14 protein-coding genes are annotated in these 18,321 nt (G+C 62.8%); 8 read left to right on the top strand and 6 right to left on the bottom strand.

The genetic code is table 11. The features are described 5' to 3' along the window. Positions 1-55 precede the first annotated feature (55 nt). On the bottom strand, positions 56-1,294 hold the full coding sequence (locus tag KHU30_RS19075; protein ID WP_211444189.1) for an ammonium transporter: 1,239 nt from the start codon (positions 1,292-1,294) through the stop codon (positions 56-58). A gap of 551 nt (positions 1,295-1,845) precedes the next feature. Here KHU30_RS19075 and KHU30_RS19080 point away from each other — a divergent pair. From KHU30_RS19080 to KHU30_RS19090, 3 genes are all read left to right on the top strand, one after another. Next, positions 1,846-4,041, top strand: coding sequence for a phosphocholine-specific phospholipase C (locus KHU30_RS19080; RefSeq protein ID WP_211444190.1), 2,196 nt, complete (start codon positions 1,846-1,848; stop codon positions 4,039-4,041). Positions 4,042-4,326: 285 nt separating this feature from the next. Continuing rightward, positions 4,327-5,373, top strand: coding sequence for a YcaO-like family protein (locus KHU30_RS19085; RefSeq protein ID WP_211444191.1), 1,047 nt, complete (start codon positions 4,327-4,329; stop codon positions 5,371-5,373). Positions 5,374-5,475: 102 nt separating this feature from the next. Then, a complete protein-coding gene (locus KHU30_RS19090) occupies positions 5,476-5,964 on the top strand; it encodes a GNAT family N-acetyltransferase (RefSeq protein WP_211444192.1) in 489 nt (162 codons plus the stop codon). 5 nt (positions 5,965-5,969) lie between these two features. On the opposite strand, the gene KHU30_RS19095 is transcribed toward KHU30_RS19090, so the two are convergent. The 5 genes from KHU30_RS19095 to KHU30_RS19115 all read right to left on the bottom strand — a co-directional run bounded on the left by KHU30_RS19095 (position 5,970) and on the right by KHU30_RS19115 (position 11,221). Further along, complete coding sequence (locus KHU30_RS19095; protein WP_211444193.1) at positions 5,970-6,485, bottom strand: hypothetical protein; 516 nt, start codon at positions 6,483-6,485, stop codon at positions 5,970-5,972. Positions 6,486-6,697: 212 nt separating this feature from the next. Beyond that, positions 6,698-7,876, bottom strand: a complete 1,179-nt coding sequence (locus tag KHU30_RS19100; protein ID WP_211444194.1) for a YncE family protein — start codon at positions 7,874-7,876, stop codon at positions 6,698-6,700. Positions 7,877-7,923: 47 nt separating this feature from the next. Further along, on the bottom strand, positions 7,924-8,739 hold the full coding sequence (locus KHU30_RS19105; RefSeq protein WP_211444195.1) for a creatininase family protein: 816 nt from the start codon (positions 8,737-8,739) through the stop codon (positions 7,924-7,926). Positions 8,740-8,927: 188 nt separating this feature from the next. Beyond that, positions 8,928-9,995: an aldose epimerase family protein gene (locus tag KHU30_RS19110; protein WP_211444196.1), complete on the bottom strand. Its 1,068-nt coding sequence runs from the start codon at positions 9,993-9,995 to the stop codon at positions 8,928-8,930. After that, entirely contained in the window at positions 9,992-11,221 is a 1,230-nt protein-coding gene (locus KHU30_RS19115) for a XylR family transcriptional regulator (RefSeq protein WP_211444197.1), read from the bottom strand. The genes KHU30_RS19110 and KHU30_RS19115 overlap by 4 nt, the downstream gene beginning before the upstream one ends. Positions 11,222-11,492: 271 nt before the next feature. On the opposite strand from KHU30_RS19115, the gene xylA reads away from it, so the two are divergent. From xylA to KHU30_RS19140, 5 genes are all read left to right on the top strand, one after another. Then, positions 11,493-12,809, top strand: a complete 1,317-nt coding sequence (gene xylA / locus KHU30_RS19120; protein WP_211444198.1) for a xylose isomerase — start codon at positions 11,493-11,495, stop codon at positions 12,807-12,809. Positions 12,810-12,813: 4 nt separating this feature from the next. Beyond that, complete coding sequence (xylB, locus tag KHU30_RS19125) at positions 12,814-14,319, top strand: xylulokinase (protein WP_211444199.1); 1,506 nt, start codon at positions 12,814-12,816, stop codon at positions 14,317-14,319. Between the two features lie 55 nt (positions 14,320-14,374). Further along, on the top strand, positions 14,375-15,391 hold the full coding sequence (gene xylF, locus KHU30_RS19130; RefSeq protein WP_211444200.1) for a D-xylose ABC transporter substrate-binding protein: 1,017 nt from the start codon (positions 14,375-14,377) through the stop codon (positions 15,389-15,391). Between the two features lie 93 nt (positions 15,392-15,484). Then, positions 15,485-17,095, top strand: a complete 1,611-nt coding sequence (gene xylG, locus KHU30_RS19135; protein ID WP_211444201.1) for a D-xylose ABC transporter ATP-binding protein — start codon at positions 15,485-15,487, stop codon at positions 17,093-17,095. Then, complete coding sequence (locus KHU30_RS19140; RefSeq protein ID WP_211444202.1) at positions 17,092-18,231, top strand: sugar ABC transporter permease; 1,140 nt, start codon at positions 17,092-17,094, stop codon at positions 18,229-18,231. Before xylG ends, KHU30_RS19140 begins: the two co-directional genes overlap by 4 nt. Positions 18,232-18,321: the final 90 nt, after the last annotated feature.

An 18,321-nucleotide genomic window follows, 5' to 3' on the forward strand; every position in this document is an offset into this window, starting at 1 on the left:
AAAGCGGCATCCGGGAAACCCTGGATGCCGCTTTTTGCATTGGAAGCGCCGTAACTCAGGCGTGCAGGTAGGCGTCCTCGCCGTGCAGGTCTTCATCCATGCGGTCCTGCGTTGCGGCGCCGACCTTGACCGGCGTGAACAGGTTGATAAGCCACAGCATGCCGTAGGTGAAGGCAAAGGCCCAGATGCCGGAAACGATCACCGCGCCGCACTGCGCCAGGAAGAACGACGTATTGCCCAGCAACAAACCGTCGGCGCCATTGGCGTTCCATGCCTTGGACGCAAACACGCCAAGCAGGATGGTGCCGGCCATGCCGCCGACACCGTGCACGCCCCAGACGTCGAGCGCATCGTCCCAGCCCAGCCGGTTCTTCAGCGCCACCGCGTAGAAGCAGATCAGGCCGGCGCAGATGCCGATGATGGCGGCCGTGCCAAGCGAGACGTAGCCGGCGGCCGGCGTGATCGTCGCCAGCCCGGCGACGCCGCCGGTCAGCAAGCCGATGAATTTCGGCTTCTTGTGATAGAACCATTCGATGAACAGCCAGGTGATGGCGCCGAACGAGGCGGCGACGTCGGTATTCAGGAAGGCCGACGCGGTGACGGCATCGACGCGGAATTCCGAACCGGCATTGAAGCCGTACCAGCCGAACCACAGCAAGCCGGAACCGAGCGCGATCAGCGGTACATTGTGCGGTTTCAGCTCGACCTTCTGGCGGCGGCCGACATACAGCACCGAAGCCAGGGCGGCGAAGCCGGCGGTGTTATGCACCACGATGCCGCCGGCATAGTCGAGCACGCCCCATTTCGCGAACAAGCCGTCGGGACTCCACACCATGTGCACGAACGGGAAGTAGACAAACACCAGCCAGCCGGTCAGGAACAGGAAATAGGCCTTGAAGGTGACGCGGTTGGCGAAGGCGCCGGTGATCAGCGCCGGCGTGATGATCGCGAACATCATCTGGTAGGCGACGTGGACGATGAGCGGTATGCCGGCATCGTTGCCGGTGTACATGCTGGAGAGCGTGATGCCATGCAGGAAGGCGTAGTAGGTCGGGTCGCCGATGATGCCGTGCCACGACGGGCCGAAGCACATCGAGTAGCCGAAGGCGAACCACAGCACTGTGGTCCAGCCGAGCGAGATGAAACTCTGCATCATGATCGCCAGCACGTTCTTGCGTCCCACCAGGCCGCCATAGAAGAACGCCAGCCCGGGCGTCATCAGCATCACCAGGCTGGAACAGAGCAGCATGAATGCCGTATTGCCGATATTGATCGGCATGATTGTAGGTGTCATGGATAACTTCTTTTAATTGTTTTAAGTGAATTAACTGAGCAGGAAGGAGAGACCTCCGGACGCCGCCTGGAGCACTCCGCGTGCCGGCCGGCATGCGGCCGCCGAGCCGGGAGAGTGAATCCTATACATAAGCAGCTGCTTATATAAGACGACAAAAAATCCTGTGATCCGGTATCTCAGGTATGGAATCCGCCGTCCCTTCCGCACCTCCGCCAATCCGGCGCTGAGGCCCGTGTTGATTGGCTTGCCGGGGAATTGCCGAATTGCTATCCGAGGTTTTTCGGCAGCGCCGTCCGGCGGTAGCGATATCAATTCAAGCACTTGTCGCATCGGCGCAACGGCGGTTTCAGCGTCAAGCGTGCGTTCATCGTGACAAAACGGTCACACAGCCTTCATACGCCTGAAACATTTGCGCTTGATACTGCGTCCATCCAAAAATTGCCCTGACGGTAAAGCATGGTTGAAATCACGAACCTGTCGACGATGCACCGCTATCCACGCGCAATAGATCCCCCTTCCCAGCGTCACCCACTCCAGGAAAGAACAGGACCATGACTCCAAAGAACCGCCGCCATTTCTTGCGCACCGCAGGCGCCGCCGTTGCCGCCACCGCTTATTCCATGAACGCCAATGCGGCCTTTCCGGAAGCCATCCGCAGGGCGCTGGCGATCCCCGCCAACAACAAGACCGGCACCATCCGCGACGTTGAACACGTGGTCATCCTGATGCAGGAAAACCGTTCCTTCGACCACTACTTCGGCACCCTGCACGGCGTGCGCGGCTTCGCCGACCGTTTCCCGATTCCGCTGGCCGGCAACCGCAACGTCATGCAGCAGACTTACATCAACAGCAGCAAGCAGTCGCGCGTGATCCTGCCTTACCATCTGGACAGCAGGATCGGCAACGCCCAGCGCGTCAACGGCACCCCGCATACCTATGACAATGCGCAGGAAGCCTGGGACCTGGGGCGGATGAACAGCTGGCCGACCTACAAGCAGACGCAGTCGATGGGTTACTACACCGCGGTGGAACTGGATTTCCAGTTTGCGCTGGCGAACGCTTTCACGGTATGCGACGCTTATCATTGCTCCTTCCATGGCGGCACCAATACCAACCGCCTGTACCACTGGACCGGCACCAACAATCCGGCAGGCGACAAGGGCGGCCCGGCCATCGACAACTCGCAAGATCATCTGGAAGTCTCCACCTCGCCGACCAGCTACAGCTGGAAGACCTATCCAGAGCGCCTGCAAAAACAGGGCGTGTCGTGGAAGGTTTACCAAAACATGCCGGACAATTTCACCGACAATCCGCTGGCCGGCTTCGTCGCCTATCGCCAGTCCAATGAACTGCGCGGCAACGTCGCCGGCGGCGACAATGGCGGCGCCCCTTATCCAGCCTGGCAACCCAGCGACGACGCCGGCAATCCGCTGTTCAAGGGCGTCGGCAACACCATGCCGGACGGCGGCTTCCTGGCTGCGCTGAAAGAAGACATCGGCGCCGGCGCCTTGCCGCAGGTTTCCTGGATCGTGGCGCCAGCCACCTACAGCGAACACCCGGGCCCGTCCAGCCCGGTGCAGGGCGCCTGGTATGTGCAGGAAGTGCTGAACGCGCTGACTGCCAATCCGGCGGTGTGGAGCAAGACCGTATTGCTGATCAATTTCGACGAGAACGACGGCTTTTTCGACCACGTGCCGCCGCCTTGCGCGCCAGGCTACCAGGATGGCGAGCTGGCCGGCTATTCCAGCATCTCGACCGATGGCGAGTATTTTTCCAGCAAGGCTTCAGCCGCTTACGAAAAGCATCCTTACGGCCCCGGCCCGCGGGTACCGATGTATGTGGTGTCGCCATGGAGCCGCGGCGGCTGGGTCAACTCGCAAGTGTTCGACCATACTTCGGTGCTGCGCTTCCTGGAAGCCCGCTTCCACGTCAAGGAAGAAAACATCAGTCCCTACCGCAAGGCGGTCTGCGGCGATCTGCTGTCGGCCTTCAACTTTGCCCATCCGAACGATGAGGTGCTGCCGACGCTGCCCAAGCGCAGCCGCGCCGAAGCCGATGCGGTGCGCGCCCAGCAAGAGAAGCTGAAGCAAGTGGCGCTGCCGTCCGAAGGCAGCCAGGTGTGGCCGATGCAGAGCGCCGGCATCCGGCCGTCGCGCGCCTTGCCCTATGAATTGCACGTTCACGCCCGCACCCACGTGCGGCGCAACGATATCGTGCTGACCTTCCGCAATACCGGCAGGGCCGCTGCGGTATTCCACGTCTACGATCGCCTGCACCTGGACCGGGTGCCGCGCCGCTATGCGCTGGAAGCCGGCAAGGAATGGCAAGACAGCTGGGACCTGAACGCCGACCGCGGCGCCTACGATCTGTGGGTGCTGGGCCCGAACGGCTTCCATCGCGCCTTCCAGGGCAATCTGTCGACGTTGGATGCGGACGATGGCGCAGTGCCGGAAGTCAAGCTGAGCTACGACGTCTTCAGCAAGCGGATTTGTTTGACGATGATGAACCGCGGCGAGAAATCCTGCGTCGTCACCGTCAAGCTCAACGCCTACCGCAAGGCGGGACCGTGGACCTTCCATGTCCCCGCCGGCATGCAGCTGGACCAGCACTGGCCGGTCGGCAGCCAGGGCAACTGGTATGACTTCACGGCCACCGTGCCGGTCGGCGGCTTCACCCGGCGCTTTGCCGGCCGCATGGAGACCGGCGCCCACAGCGTCAGCGATCCGGCAATGGCATTGACCAGCTAAGGCCCCGTCAGGGAGCGTCGCTGCGCCAGTGCTTCGGGCGGATGGCGGCAGCGAGCCGTACCAGGAAGGGCCTGTGCAACGCAGGCCCTTTTTTTTTCAATGTTGTTTTGGCACATGTCTGGCACATGTTTTCATGCCTGCCACGCAGCGCAACTATCAAATTTGCCAGTTGTTGCGTCATAGTCGCGCTGCTACTCTGGAGCCGTTCCACACAAAATGTACGGAAAGACAACTTGCATCCATCCAGCGCAGGTTGTCCGGAAATTGCTGAACGATTTGCGAGCCATGAATAGCATGTTGCCTGAGTTGATTGAATCCCGCCTTGAAGTTCTGCAGCATGAGTTCTTCGGCGTGCCAGTGCACAGCACCTGGTTTACCCATCCCCTCGACGCCAGCCTGCACTGCGTCGAAAGCACTGTCCGGTTCACCAGCCGCGGCTGCGATGAACACGCCTATTTCGGACATGCCTCGCACCAGGATCTGGAGGCCGCAATGTCCGGCTCATGCTGCGAGATACTCCAGAAAATGCTGGCCTCGCTTGCGCTGTTCAGCCATAAGCAGTCTGCCGCCGGCTTGCGGGGCCGCTACCTGTTCCGCGCCGGCCAGGCCGGCCCTTACTTCGCCCGCCAGCTGCTGCTGGGGGAAAAGGAGGCCGGCGCCGCTGCCGTGGCCAGCACCAACGGCCTCGGGCTGCACCGGAATATCGGGATGGCTATCGAACACGCCAGCCTTGAACTGCTTGAACAGCACATATTGCTTTCGATGTGGTACTCCGGCCGGCCGCTGGTGCGGCTCGATGAGACAGAGCATCTGGACAACGGCTACTACATTGCCTACTACACCACGGATGATCGTTTGCCCTTTGTGCTGGCGGTGCTCAGTTCGATCGACCAGGATGTCTTTTTCTGCGGCTCCTCGCTCAAGTGCGATTTCACCGAGGCCTTCGCGCAGGCCCGCGGTGAAGCCTTGCAGCTGTCGGCGAAGTTTTTTGTCAAAGGCTTGTTCTCGCCGGCGAACGGCAATCTGGCTTTCCATGGCAAGGTCGCGCAAACCATGGCCAGGGTCGCTTACCTGCGCGGCGCTAGCGCTGCCGCCATGCATGCGCACCTGGCGTCGAGGCTGGTGCCTGCCTCCGCAGAAATCCGCAAGGCCGACGGCTTCAAGGAAATCCTGGGCCTGGCGTTCCGGCGCCTGGACGATATCCATTATGTGGCGCTGGGGCGCTGGCAGGATTTTGTGCTGGTCAGGGTGCTGATCGATGAAGCGCTGACCCCGGGCCAGATGCGGCACGCTTACCACGCCACCGGCCATATTCCCGATCCTTTTTTCTAAGCGCCGCAGCAGCTCTTTACCAATTGCGCGGCCAGGGGTAATGTGTAGCCATGGCTTGCCCGGAAATCCGGCGGGTGTCGCCGGCCTTGGAAAGACCGACCCATGGACATCCAGTATAAAAAGATAGACCTGAACAACAATTTCAACCGGATGCTGACATTCAGGCTGGATTCTTTCATCTGCAGCTTCGGTTCGGATGAGGAGTTCTGGAAGGAGGCCGGCGCGGAAGGCTGCATCTACCGCAATAAGATTGAACAGCGCAAGGACGATGCCGCATGGTGCTACTACCATGTGTGGCATGCGGGCCGCATCATCGGCCAGCTGGAATTCCGCAGTTTCTCCGAGTGGGACAAGCTGGGCTATGTGCACCTGTTCTACCTGATCCCGGAATACCGCGGCATCGGCGTATTCGACCAGCTGCACCGCTTTGTCGAAGACCAGCTGATCATGGCCGGCTGCAGCGGCGCCGTGCTGACCGCCAGCAAAACCAACCTGCCTGCGCTCAAGGCCTACGACCGGCACGGCTGGTATTGGCTGGGACCCAATCCCAAGCATGCGATGACGGATTTCTATCGCATCGACTTTAGCTGAGGCCTTTATTTAGCCATGCTGTCGGCTGCTTCGGCGCGCACGATGGTGGTATGGTCGACTTCATCTTCGTTGCCGATATCGAGCTCGGCCCTGACCGCGTACAGCGAACCCTTGGGCACCACGATCGTCAGGATTTCATCGTATTCCGCGCCCGGCTCGATTTCATAGCCGTCCAGGTAGCGCTTCAGCAGGTCGGTGCTGTACAGCAGCGGCAAGGCGTCCAGCCGCATGATGCCGTCCTTGGCGTCGCCGGGAATCTTCCTGACCGTGACCAGCAAGCCATCCTCGCCCGGCCTCACCACTACCTTGCCGATGTTCTTCGGTTTGACGTGGATGATCAGCAAGCTCTGCGTGTCGGTGTAGGACCTGCTTTCGGCCGATACCAGGACCTGGATATTGGTGTCGGACCTGCCTGTTGCCGAAAACTCAAAAGCGGCCCACAGGCCGCTGGCGATAATGGCAGCGATGGCGAAGGATTTGAGGAGAAAGTCGGTCCAGTCGCGTGCTTTCTGAAGATCCATAGGATGTGTTTTCCGCTGTTTTTTAAAATTCGACGTCGCCAGGGATAAATCCCCGGCTGCAATCTGAATAAACGCGGAACGGCGCCAAAGGGTTGACCGGCCAGGGGCCAAACCGAATCCTGGAGTCGCAAAAGGGGAGAGCGGGGAGGGGCGAAGCTGGCGCACCTACACGGCGCACCAGCCTGACAAGGGCTAGCCGGGGTTGCCGGCGTTCAGCGCATGTTGCCGGTATGGCCCAGCGAATAGCGGCCCGGCTGCGGCCACACGGTCAGGCCGTGCGGCTCCATGCCGACCGGGATAGACTTGACTTCGCCGCTGCTGGTGTCGATGGCGTACACCACGTCGTCGAAGCGGCCGGACAGCCACAGCATCTTGCCGTCCGCGCTGACGTTGCCCATGTCAGGGCTGCCGCCGCCGGGAATCGGCCAGGTGTTGAGCACCTTGCGGGTGGCGAAATCGATCACCGACACGCTGCCCTTGCCCTTGCGCGAGCCGTGCACCTTGTTGGAGCCGCGATTGGCCACGTACAGCTTGCTGCCGTCGCGGCTAGGATACAGTCCATGGGTACCGATGCCGGTCTTTATGAAGTCGATCTTGGTGAAGCTTTCGCCATCCACCACGTACACGCCGTCGGCCATCATGTCGGCCACATAAAACACTTTGCCGTCCGGCGAGATGCGGATATCCTGCGGCATACCTTTCTTGGCCAGTTGCAGATAGCCGGCCACCTTGCGGTTCACCAGGTCGATCTTGGCCAGGCTGCCTTCGAATTCGCAGGTGAACAGCGCATACTTGCCGTCTATCGAGAAGTCGGCGTGGTTGATGCCCTTGCATTGCGGCGCCTCGATGCTCGATGTCAGCTTCATGGTGTGCGCATCGCGGAAATCCAGGCGGGCATGCGCTTCGACCACCACGATGGCCTCCTTGCCGTCCGGCGTGAAGTACATATTGTAGGGATCGTCCACCATCACTTCCTTGCCTGGCTTGCCGGTCTTGGGATCGATAGGCGTCAGGCTGCCGTCGGAACGGCCTTCGGCATTGTTGGCCACCCACAGCGTTTTCAGGTCCCAGGCCGGCACCACGTGCTGCGGGCTGTAGCCGACCTTGAATTTGTCGACCACCTTGAGCGTGGCCGGATCGATTACATAGACTTCGTTCGAGCGCAGGTTCGGCACGTACACGCGCGGCAGGGCGCCCGCCACGGCCGGGCTGAAGCGGCCGGCGGCGGCTTCGCTGTACAGGTTGGCAGGATTGACCACAGGCGGCATGCCAGCCACGGTGGTTGCGGCCGCAGCGACGGGCGCAGCGGGTGCGGCGGATGCCGTCGCGGCCAGGCACACAGCGGCGATGCCGGCGGCCAGTTGCGTTAAACGATAAGACAAGAATTGCATGACAGTTCCTTAGATCGAATGAAGCGTAATAAATAGGGGGCGGCGCATCAGCGCGCGGCAGTATCTTTCTTGAGCGCGGCGACGGTGCGCGCGATGATCGCGTCGATGCCGAGCTGGCCCAGTTCAGCCGTGGAGCGGCGCGGATCGCCGCCATACACGCCGTCCGCCAGGCCGAGTTTGGGGGCGTTGCGCAAGCGCTCCTGGCGCACCATCTGCGGCGCTACCGCCAGCTGCAGCGAGGTGTCGGCCAAGCCGGCATGGGTGCCGATTTCGTCGTCGCGGAAGCCGCGCTGGCGCAGGATCGCGGCGTAGCCGTCGGAGCTGGCGTCATAGTATTCCGGCGGCATCACGGCACGCGCCGCAGAACCTGCCCAGGCCTTGTTCAGCTGCGCCACCACCTGCCGCACATCGTTCAGGTAGCCGCCATGATCGCCCAGGAAGACCACTTTCTTGAAGCCGTGCACCTTGAAGCTGTTGGCGGCGGAAACCAGGATCTTTTCAAAGGCATCGTCGCTCACCGTGATGGTGCCGGGAAAACGCATGTGCGAGGTTGGCGGCGCGTAGCCTCCCTCAGGCACGTAGGCGATCACCGGCGCCACCAGCGCATCGCCCAGTCCTTCGGCGATGCGTTGCGACAGTATCTTGACGCGCGCATTGTGCTTGCCGAGCGCAACATCCGGTCCGCTCTGCTCGGTGCCGCCGATGGGAATGATGATGGTGCTCTTGCCAGCCTGGATCTGGTCGCGCAGCTCGGTCCAGGTCAGTTCTTCGAGGAATACGGTCTTGGGGGCTTGGGCCAGGGCCGCGTGGCTGGCGGCGGCGATAATGACGGAGGCAAAAACTTGTCGCAAGAGGCGTTGCATGGATGATACTGGTCGGCGTGCCTGCGTTTTGTAAAGGCGGGCATCAAAGCGCCGGTCCTTGAAATTCGTATGGATTGTCAATCTGATATGCTCCAAAATGGTGTAGCGCGTGCCGGCCGCTTCCAGCGCGCCAGTTCAGCGCAGGTCAGACACAGGCTGCCACGGTTGGTTCAGTGGCGGCACGATGATTATCGCACCGTCAGCCGGTAAGTCGTGGTCTGGCGATAGACCTGGCCTGGCCGCAGGATGACGGCTTCCGCATCGGGGCCGTTGATCTGGTTGGGATAAGCCTGCGCTTCCAGGCAGAAGCCATCGTGCCTGGCATAGGGGCCGGCGCCGCGTCCCTGGATCCCCGCCAGGAAATTGCCGCTATAGAACTGCAAGCCGTTTTCGGTGGTCGCCACCGACAGCTGGCGGCCGGAACCGGGATCGTAGACGGTCGCCACTTCGCGCAGCGGCTGGGCGTTGCGGCCCTGGCCCGGCGCCTGCTGGCCGGAATGCTGGGGCCGCAGGCAATAGCAATGGTCGAAACCGCCGGCTAGCTTGAGCTGGGAATCCGGCCATGCCAGGCGCGGACCGATCGGCGCCGGCTGGCGGAAATCGAAGGCGCTGCCGGCGACGTCGGCGGCCTCGGTTGGAATCAGCTGGCCGTCGATCTGCAGATACCGGTCGGCGGCGATGGCCAGGATATGGTCGTAGATATCAGCGCTGCCGCCGTTCAGGTTGAAGTAGCCGTGCGAAGTCAGGTTGAGCGGCGTCGGCGCGTCGCTGCCGGCGCTGTAGTCTATGCTCAGGCAGCCCTCGTCGTCCAGGCTGTACAGCACGCTGACCCGCAGGTTGCCGGGATAGCCGGCGTCGCCTTCCGCCGACTCCAGCGTCAGCCGCAAGGCATCCGGCCCGGCCTCGACCTGCCACTGCGCCAGGTGGAAGCCGCTGTCGCCGCCGTGCAAGTGGTTGCTGCCTTCGTTGCGGTCGACCAGGTAGTCGGCGCCGTCCAGCGTAAAGCGGCCGTTGGCGATGCGGTTGCCCCAGCGCCCAATCAGGCCGCCGAAGTAGGGTGGGTTGCTTTGATAGCCATCGCAATCGGGATAGCCGAGCAGGATGTCGGCCACGCGGCCATAGCGGTCCGGCGCCCACCAGGAAACCAGGGTGGCGCCGCGGTCGCTGACGGTGATCCGCATGTCGTGCGCATTGCGCAGCGTGTAGAGAGTGACGCCATGGTCGGCGCTGGTGCTGGTGATGGTGGCTTGGCTCATAGGCTGGATTGCTTTTCTGTCTGGTTGTTGCGGCTGGCGGCGGCCGCCATCCGGTCCTGGTATTCGCGCGGCGTGCAGGCCAGTTCGCGCTTGAAGACGGCGTGCATGTACTGCACCGAGGTGAAGCCGCAGCTGACGGCAATCTCGGCGATGCTGCGGGTTTCTTCATGCTGTTTCTCCAGCATGCTCTTGGCGGCGTCCAGCTTGAAGCGCAGGATTTCGTCATGCACGCTGCGCCCCAGTTCGCGCCGGAAGTACCACTCCAGCGACGAGCGCGAGACGCCGACGTAATCGGCCACTTGTTCGGTCTTGATGCCCTGGCAGGCGTACTGGCGGATGAAGTGCCTGGCTTGCATCACGTGCGGATGGTTGAGCGCTTCGTGGCGACTCGACGCCAGCACGTTGATGCCGGCCGGCGGCACCAGGATGCGGGTGCCGGCCAGGCGCGCGCCATGCAGCATCTGGTGCAGCAGGTGGGCGGCGGTGCGGCCCATCTCGCGCGTGCCCTGGATCACCGAGCTGAGCGGCACCCGGGTCAGGATGCGCGCCAGCGGATCGTTGTCGATGCCGATCAGCGCCACCTGTTCCGGCACCGCGATGCCGGCGCACAGGCAAGCCTGCAGCAGCTGGCGCGCGCGGGCGTCGCTGACGGCGATGATGCCGATCGGCTTGGGCAGCGTCTGCAGCCAGGCGATCTGCTGTTCCACCGCGGTATCCCAGGACGGCGCGCTGGTGCCGACGCCGCGATAGATCTCGCCCTGCATGCCGTCGCGCTGCATCAGCGTGGCAAACGCCTTCTCGCGTTCCTGGGCCCAGCGGTTGACCGCCGCCTCCGGCAGGCTGAAACAGGCAAAGCGGCGCAGGCCGGCTTCGATCAGATGATCGTAGGCCAGCTTGACCAGCTTGAAATTGTCGGTGGCGACATAGGGCGTGTCGGCGGGATAGCCGCTCTCTTCGGCATACGAACCGCCCACCGCCACCACCGGCAGGCTGACCCGGGCCAGCGCTTCGCAAGCGGCCGGATCGTCGAAGTCGGCGATGATGCCGTGGCCCTGCCAGCGCTCTATGCCTTGCAGGCGGCAGCGGAAATCTTCTTCCAGGAACAGGTCCCAGGCGGCGCGCGTGCTGCTCAGGTACTCGCCGATGCCGGCGATGATGTCGCGGTCGAAGATCTTGTTGCCGTTGAATAGCAGGGCGATGCGGTGCACCGCCGGTACCTTTGTCATCCTGCGCTCTCCTGGATTGTTGCAAGCATGCTCCCTGCAGGGAGTCTGGGCCGGCTTGTCGATATGTCACCGATTACCGCGGTTATTCCAGCCTTGCCTGATTGTACCCAGCGGCGCTGCCGGCGTCAGGCCAAATGCCGTTTTGTGCAAGTGCAATAGAAAGAATCAGTAGCGCGTCTGGCGGATTTCGTAATTGTGAAGCGCTATCCCCGGTTGCTAGTATGGCGCCACACCTGCACAGCCTGCAGCATCACCCGACCGGAGACCATCGATGAGCTATTTCCCTTCCGTTGCACCCATTCTTTTCGAGGGCAAGCAGGCGCAGTCGCCGTTGGCTTTCCGGCATTACGACGCCGACAGGCTGGTGCTGGGCAAGACTATGCGCGAGCATCTGCGCATGGCGGCATGCTACTGGCACAGCTTCGTCTGGCCCGGTTCCGACGTCTTCGGCGCCGGCACCTTCCGCCGCCCCTGGCACGGCGCCGGCGACCCTATGGAGATGGCGCACAAGAAAGCCGACGCTGCCTTCGAGTTCTTCAGCAAGCTGGGCGTCGACTATTACACCTTCCACGACACCGACGTCGCACCTGAGGGCGCCAGCCTGGCCGAATACCGCAACAACTTCGCGCAGATGCTGGACGTGCTCGAACGCAAGCAGGAACAGAACGGCGTGCGCCTGCTGTGGGGCACCGCCAACTGCTTCAGCAATCCGCGCTTCGCCGCCGGCGCCGCCAGCAACCCCAATCCCGAATTGTTCGCTTACGCCGCGGCGCAAGTGTTCACCGCCATGAACGCGACCCAGCGCCTGGGCGGCGCCAACTACGTGCTGTGGGGCGGCCGCGAAGGTTATGAAACCCTGCTCAATACCGACCTCAAGCGTGAACGCGAACAGCTCGGCCGCTTCATGCGGCTGGTGGTGGAGCACAAGCACAAGATCGGCTTCAAGGGTACGCTGCTGATCGAACCGAAACCGCAGGAACCGACCAAGCACCAGTACGATTACGACAGCGCCACCGTCTACGGCTTTCTCAAGGATTACGGCCTGGAGCAAGAGATCAAGGTGAATATCGAAGCCAACCATGCGACCCTGGCCGGCCACAGCTTCCATCACGAAATCGCCACCGCCGCTTCGCTCGGCATCCTCGGCAGCATCGACGCCAACCGCGGCGATCCGCAGAACGGCTGGGATACCGACCAGTTTCCCAACAGCGTTGAGGAAATGACGCTGGTCACCTATGAAGTCTTGAAAGCCGGCGGCTTCAGCACCGGCGGCTTCAACTTCGATTCCAAGGTGCGCCGCCAGAGCCTGGATGAAGTCGACCTGTTCCATGGCCACGTCGGCGCCATGGATGTGCTGGCGCTGTCGCTGGAGCGCGCCGCCGGCATGATCGAAAACGATCTGCTGGCGCAGTTCAAGAACCAGCGTTACGCAGGCTGGGACAGCGGCATCGGCCAGGACATGCTGGCCGGCAAGCTGAGCCTGAGCGAGATCGCCGAACACGCGTTTGCCAGGCAGCTCGATCCGCAGGCCGTCAGCGGCCGCCAGGAGATGCTGGAAAACCTGGTCAACCGCGCCATCTTCGGCTGACGCCATGTTCATCGGCATAGATCTGGGCACCTCCGGCGTCAAGGCGATCCTGCTGGACCGCCGCGACCAGGTGCTGGCCAGCGCCAGCCAGCCGCTGCCGCTGCTGCCGCAGGCCTCGCACAACGCGCTGTGGCGCGAGCAGGATCCCGCCGACTGGTGGCGCGCCTGTGAACAGGCGCTGGCGGATTTGCTGCAGGCGGCCAGGGAGATGGGCATCGCCGGCGGTGCCATCGAAGCCATCGGCCTCACCGGCCAGATGCACGGCGCCACCGTGCTGGATGACAAGGGCCGGGTATTGCGGCCGGCCATCCTGTGGAACGACGGCCGTTCGTTTGCCGAATGCACTGAACTGGAAAAGCGTGTGCCGGCCTCGCGGCAAATTACCGGCAACCTGATGATGCCCGGCTTCACCGCGCCCAAGCTGCTGTGGCTGGCGCGCCATGAGCCTGAAGTATTCGCGCAGATCGCCACGGTGCTGCTGCCCAAGGACTGGCTGCGCTATCAGCTTACCGGCGACTACGCCAGCGACATGTCGGACGCCGCCGGCACCATGTGGCTGGATGTCGCCAGGCGCGACTGGAACGATGAACTGCTGCAGGCCACGGGCCTGAGTCGTGCGCACATGCCGCTCCTGCACGAAGGTACGCACGTCGCCGGCACGCTGAAGGCCGGGCTGGCGCAGCGCTGGGGGCTGAAGCAGATACCGGTCGTGGCCGGCGCCGGCGACAACGCCGCCGGCGCGATCGGGGTCGGCATCGTCCGCCCCGGGCAAGCCATGCTGTCGCTCGGGACTTCCGGCGTGTACTTCGCCGCCAGCGAGGGCTTTCATGCCAATCCGGAGCGCGCCGTGCACAGTTTCTGCCATGCCTTGCCTGCTACCTGGCACCTGATGTCAGTGATGCTGTCGGCGGCATCCTGCCTGGATTTCACGGCGCAGCTATGCGGCTATGCCGATGTCGCCGCGCTGCTGGCTGATGCGGAACGGCATGGCACGGCAGGCATTGCCGCCGACGCGCCGCTGTTCCTGCCTTACCTCAACGGCGAGCGCACGCCGCACAACAATCCCGATGCGCAAGGCGTGTTTTTCGGCATGCGCGCCGGAACCACTCGCGCCGACCTGGCGCTGGCGGCCCTGGAAGGTGTCGGCTTCGGCCTGTGCGATGGCATGGACGCCGTCGACAGCTGCGGCATCGGCGCCGACGAAATCACCCTTATCGGCGGCGGTTCGCGCAGCGCCTTCTGGGCGCAGATGCTGGCCGATATCAGCGGCCGCCAGCTTGCGCGGCGGCAGGGCGGCGATGTCGGGCCGGCTTTGGGCGCGGCGCGGCTGGCTCGCATCGGCGTCGCCGCCGGCAGCGGCGACCAGGCATCCCTGAGCGAAATCTGTCCGGTGCCGCCGCTGATCGCTGCCTATCGGCCTGATGCCAAGCGGCACGCGCAGCATGCGCAGCGCCGCAAGAAATTCGCGTTGTTGTACCAGCAGTTATTACCCGTGTTCTCAGCACCATGAATTATCAAGTGTCGTCATACGAAGTTAACTAAAACGATTGATAGGAGACCAAGCAATGAACCAGATCCTGAAAAAAAGCCTGTTGGCGATGATGTCCGTGGCGGCATTTTCGCTCGTCAGTTCGAGCGCGATGGCTGATGCCAAGAACCCGAAGATCGGCTTTTCCATCGATGACCTGCGGGTAGAACGCTGGGCGCGCGACCGCGATTTCTTCATCGCCGCCGCCGACAAGCTGGGCGCCAAGGTGTTCGTGCAATCGGCCGACGCCAGCGAACAGCGCCAGATTTCCCAGATCGAAAACCTGATTTCACGCGGCGTCGACGTCATCGTGATCGTGCCGTTCAACGCCACGGTGCTCAGCAACACCATCAAGGAAGCCAGGAAGGCCGGCATCAAGGTGGTGTCCTATGACCGCCTGATCTTGAATGCCGACATCGACGCCTACATCTCCTTCGATAATGAAAAAGTCGGCGAGATGCAGGCCGAAGGCGTGCTCAAGGCCCAGCCCAAGGGCAATTACTATCTGCTGGGCGGTTCGCCTACCGACAACAACGCCAAGATGCTGCGCGAAGGGCAGATGAAGGTGCTCAAGCCGTCCATCGACAAGGGCGACATCAAGATCGTCGGCCAGCAATGGGTCAAGGACTGGAGCGCAACGGAAGCGCTGTCTATCGTGGAGAACGCGCTGACCGCCAACAATAACAAGATCGACGCCATCGTTGCCTCCAACGACGGCACCGCCGGCGGCGCCATCCAGGCGCTGGCTTCGCAAAAGATGGCGGGCAAGGTGCCGGTCTCGGGGCAGGACGCCGACCTTGCGGCCGTCAAGCGGGTGATCGCCGGCACCCAGGCCATGACGGTGTACAAGCCGCTCAAGCTGATCGCCGCCGAAGCGGCCAAGCTGTCGGTGCAGCTGGCGCGCAATGAAAAGCCGGCCTACAACGCCCAGTATGAGAACGGCGCCAAGAAGGTCGACACGATCCTGCTCAAGCCGACCACGCTCACCAGCGCCAACGTCAATATCCTGGTGAACGACGGCTTCTACACCGCAGCGCAGATCAGCAGCAAATAGCGCCACGCAGACGCATGCAATGACACCGCGGCCGGCGCTGCATCGTGCGCCGGCCGCCCACGCAATCACTGCGCAACTACTGCGGGAACGAACATGTCCGACTATCTGCTGGAAATGCAGGGCATCGTCAAGGATTTCGGCGGCGTCCGCGCACTCGACGGCATAGACATCAAGGTCAGGGCCGGCGAGTGCCTTGGCCTGTGCGGTGAAAACGGCGCCGGCAAATCGACGTTGATGAAAGTCCTGTCCGGCGTCTATCCGCGCGGCAGCTGGCAGGGGGAAATCCTGTGGCAGGGCCAGCCTTTGCAGTCGCAATCGATGCGCGACACGGAAGCGGCCGGCATCATCATCATCCACCAGGAACTGATGCTGGTGCAGCAGCTGTCGGTGGCGGAAAACATCTTCATGGGCCATGAGATCACGCTGCCGGGCGGCCGCATGAATTATCCGGCCATGTACCGGCGCGCTGCCGAGCTGATGCGCGAACTGAAAATGCCGGACATCAATGTGGCGCTGCCGGTCATGCAATACGGCGGCGGCCACCAACAGCTGGTGGAAATCGCCAAGGCGCTCAACAAGCAGGCCAGGCTGCTGATCCTGGACGAACCGTCTTCGTCGCTGACGGCGTCCGAGATTGCCGTGCTGCTGGATATCATCCGCGATCTCAAGGCCAAGGGCGTAGCCTGCGTCTACATCTCGCACAAGCTGGATGAAGTAGCCGCCGTGTGCGATACCGTGGCGGTCATCCGCGACGGCAAGCACATCGCCACCACTCCTATGCGGGAAATGGATGTCGACCAGATCATCACCCAGATGGTGGGGCGTGAAATCACCGCCATGTTTCCGGACCAGGAGCATGACATCGGCGAAGTGATGTTTGAAGCGCGCAACGTCACCTGCTACGACGCCGACAATCCCGCGCGCAAAAGAGTGGACGATATTTCCTTCACCCTGCGGCGCGGTGAAATCCTCGGCATTGCCGGACTGGTCGGCGCCGGCCGCACCGAGCTGGTGTCGGCGCTGTTCGGCGCCTATCCCGGCCGTAGTGAAGGCGAGATCTGGCTGGACGGCGTCAAGGTCAGGGTAGATAGTTGCACGCCGCTGAATTCGATACGGATGGGCCTGTGCATGGTGCCGGAAGACCGCAAGCAGCATGGCATCGTGCCGGACCTGAACGTCGGCCAGAACATCACGCTGACCGTGCTCAAGGACTTTTCCCGCCGCAGCCGCATCGACGCCGAAGCAGAGCTGAAAACCGTCCAGGGTGAAATCGCCCGCCTGCAGCTCAAGACAGCCAGCCCCTTCCTGCCCATCACCAGCCTGTCCGGCGGCAATCAGCAAAAAGCAGTGCTGGCGAAAATGCTGCTGGCGCGGCCCAAGGTGCTGATCCTGGACGAGCCGACGCGCGGCGTCGACGTCGGCGCCAAGGCCGAGATCTACCGGCTGATGGCCGACCTGGCGCGGCAGGGCGTGGCGATCATCATGGTGTCGTCCGAGCTGGCCGAAGTGCTGGGCGTCTCCGACCGCGTGCTGGTGATCGGCGAAGGCAAGCTGCGCGGCAATTTCATCAACCAGGACCTGAGCCAGGAAACCGTGCTGGCCGCGGCCATCGACCAATCGCCGCAGTCTCTGGCATCACAGCGGACAGGACCGCCGATATCACAGCCGGCCGCAGCTGCCGGCAATCTTCGGGAATCACTATGAGCAGCATCAACCTCAAGCAATTGTTCCGGCAGTACAAGATCATGGCCTTGCTGATCGCCATCGCCCTGATCTGGGCTTTCTTCAGCTGGAAGACAGAAGGCGGCTTCGTCACGCCGCGCAACCTCTCCAACCTGCTGCGCCAGATGTCGATCACCGGCGTCCTTGCCTGCGGCATGGTGCTGGTGATCATCGCCGGCGAGATCGATCTCTCGGTCGGCTCCATGCTCGGCTTGCTGGGCGGCGTCGCCGCCGTGCTGAACGTCACGCATCACATGCCGCTGCCGCTCAACCTGCTGCTGGTGCTGCTGATGGGCCTGGCGCTGGGTTTGTTCAACGGCTATCTCACCGCCTATATGCGGATTCCTTCGTTCATCGTCGGCCTGGGCGGCATGCTGGCGTTCCGCGGGATCCTGCTGGGCGTCACCGGCGGCCTCACCATCGCTCCGGTCTCCAGCGACCTTGTGTACCTGGGACAAGGCTATCTGCCGCCGCAATTCGGCATCGCGCTCGGGATCGGCCTGTTTGCGCTGGCGCTGATGCTCAGCTGGCGGCAGCGCCGCAGCCGCCGGCTGCACGGCTTGCCGGTGCCGCCCTTGTGGCGCGATGCCGTGCGCGTGTCGCTGATCGGCGCGGTGCTGCTGGCTTTCGTACGTATCCTCAACACGTACGACGGCATTCCGGTGCCGGTATTGCTGCTGCTGGCCTTGCTCGGCCTGTTCAGCTACATCACCACGCAAACCGTGTTCGGCCGCCGCATCTATTCGGTCGGCAGCAATATGGAAGCAACCCGCTTGTCGGGCGTGAATGTGCAGGCAGTCAAGCTGTGGGTGTTCGGCATCATGGGCGTGATGTGCGCGCTGGCCGGCTTGGTCAACACCGCGCGGCTGGCAGCCGGTTCGCCTTCCGCCGGCAACATGGGCGAGCTGGACGCCATCGCTGCCTGCTTCATCGGCGGCACTTCCATGCGCGGCGGCTACGGCACGGTGTACGGCGCGCTGATCGGCGCGCTGGTGATGGCCAGCCTGGACAATGGCATGTCGATGCTGGACGTCGACACCTACTGGCAGATGATCGTCAAGGGCGGCATCCTGATGCTGGCGGTGTGGGTGGATGTCAGCACCCGTTCCAGCCGCTGAGAGTTTCAAAGTTCATGGCATCGTCACAGAAAATGGACGGAGTCATCTGGGGTCAGAGTCGACTTTCGCGATGCTTTTTCGCGAAAGTCG

Origin of the sequence: Collimonas humicola, assembly GCF_018304945.1 — a bacterium.
Taxonomy (GTDB): domain Bacteria; phylum Pseudomonadota; class Gammaproteobacteria; order Burkholderiales; family Burkholderiaceae_D; genus Collimonas; species Collimonas humicola.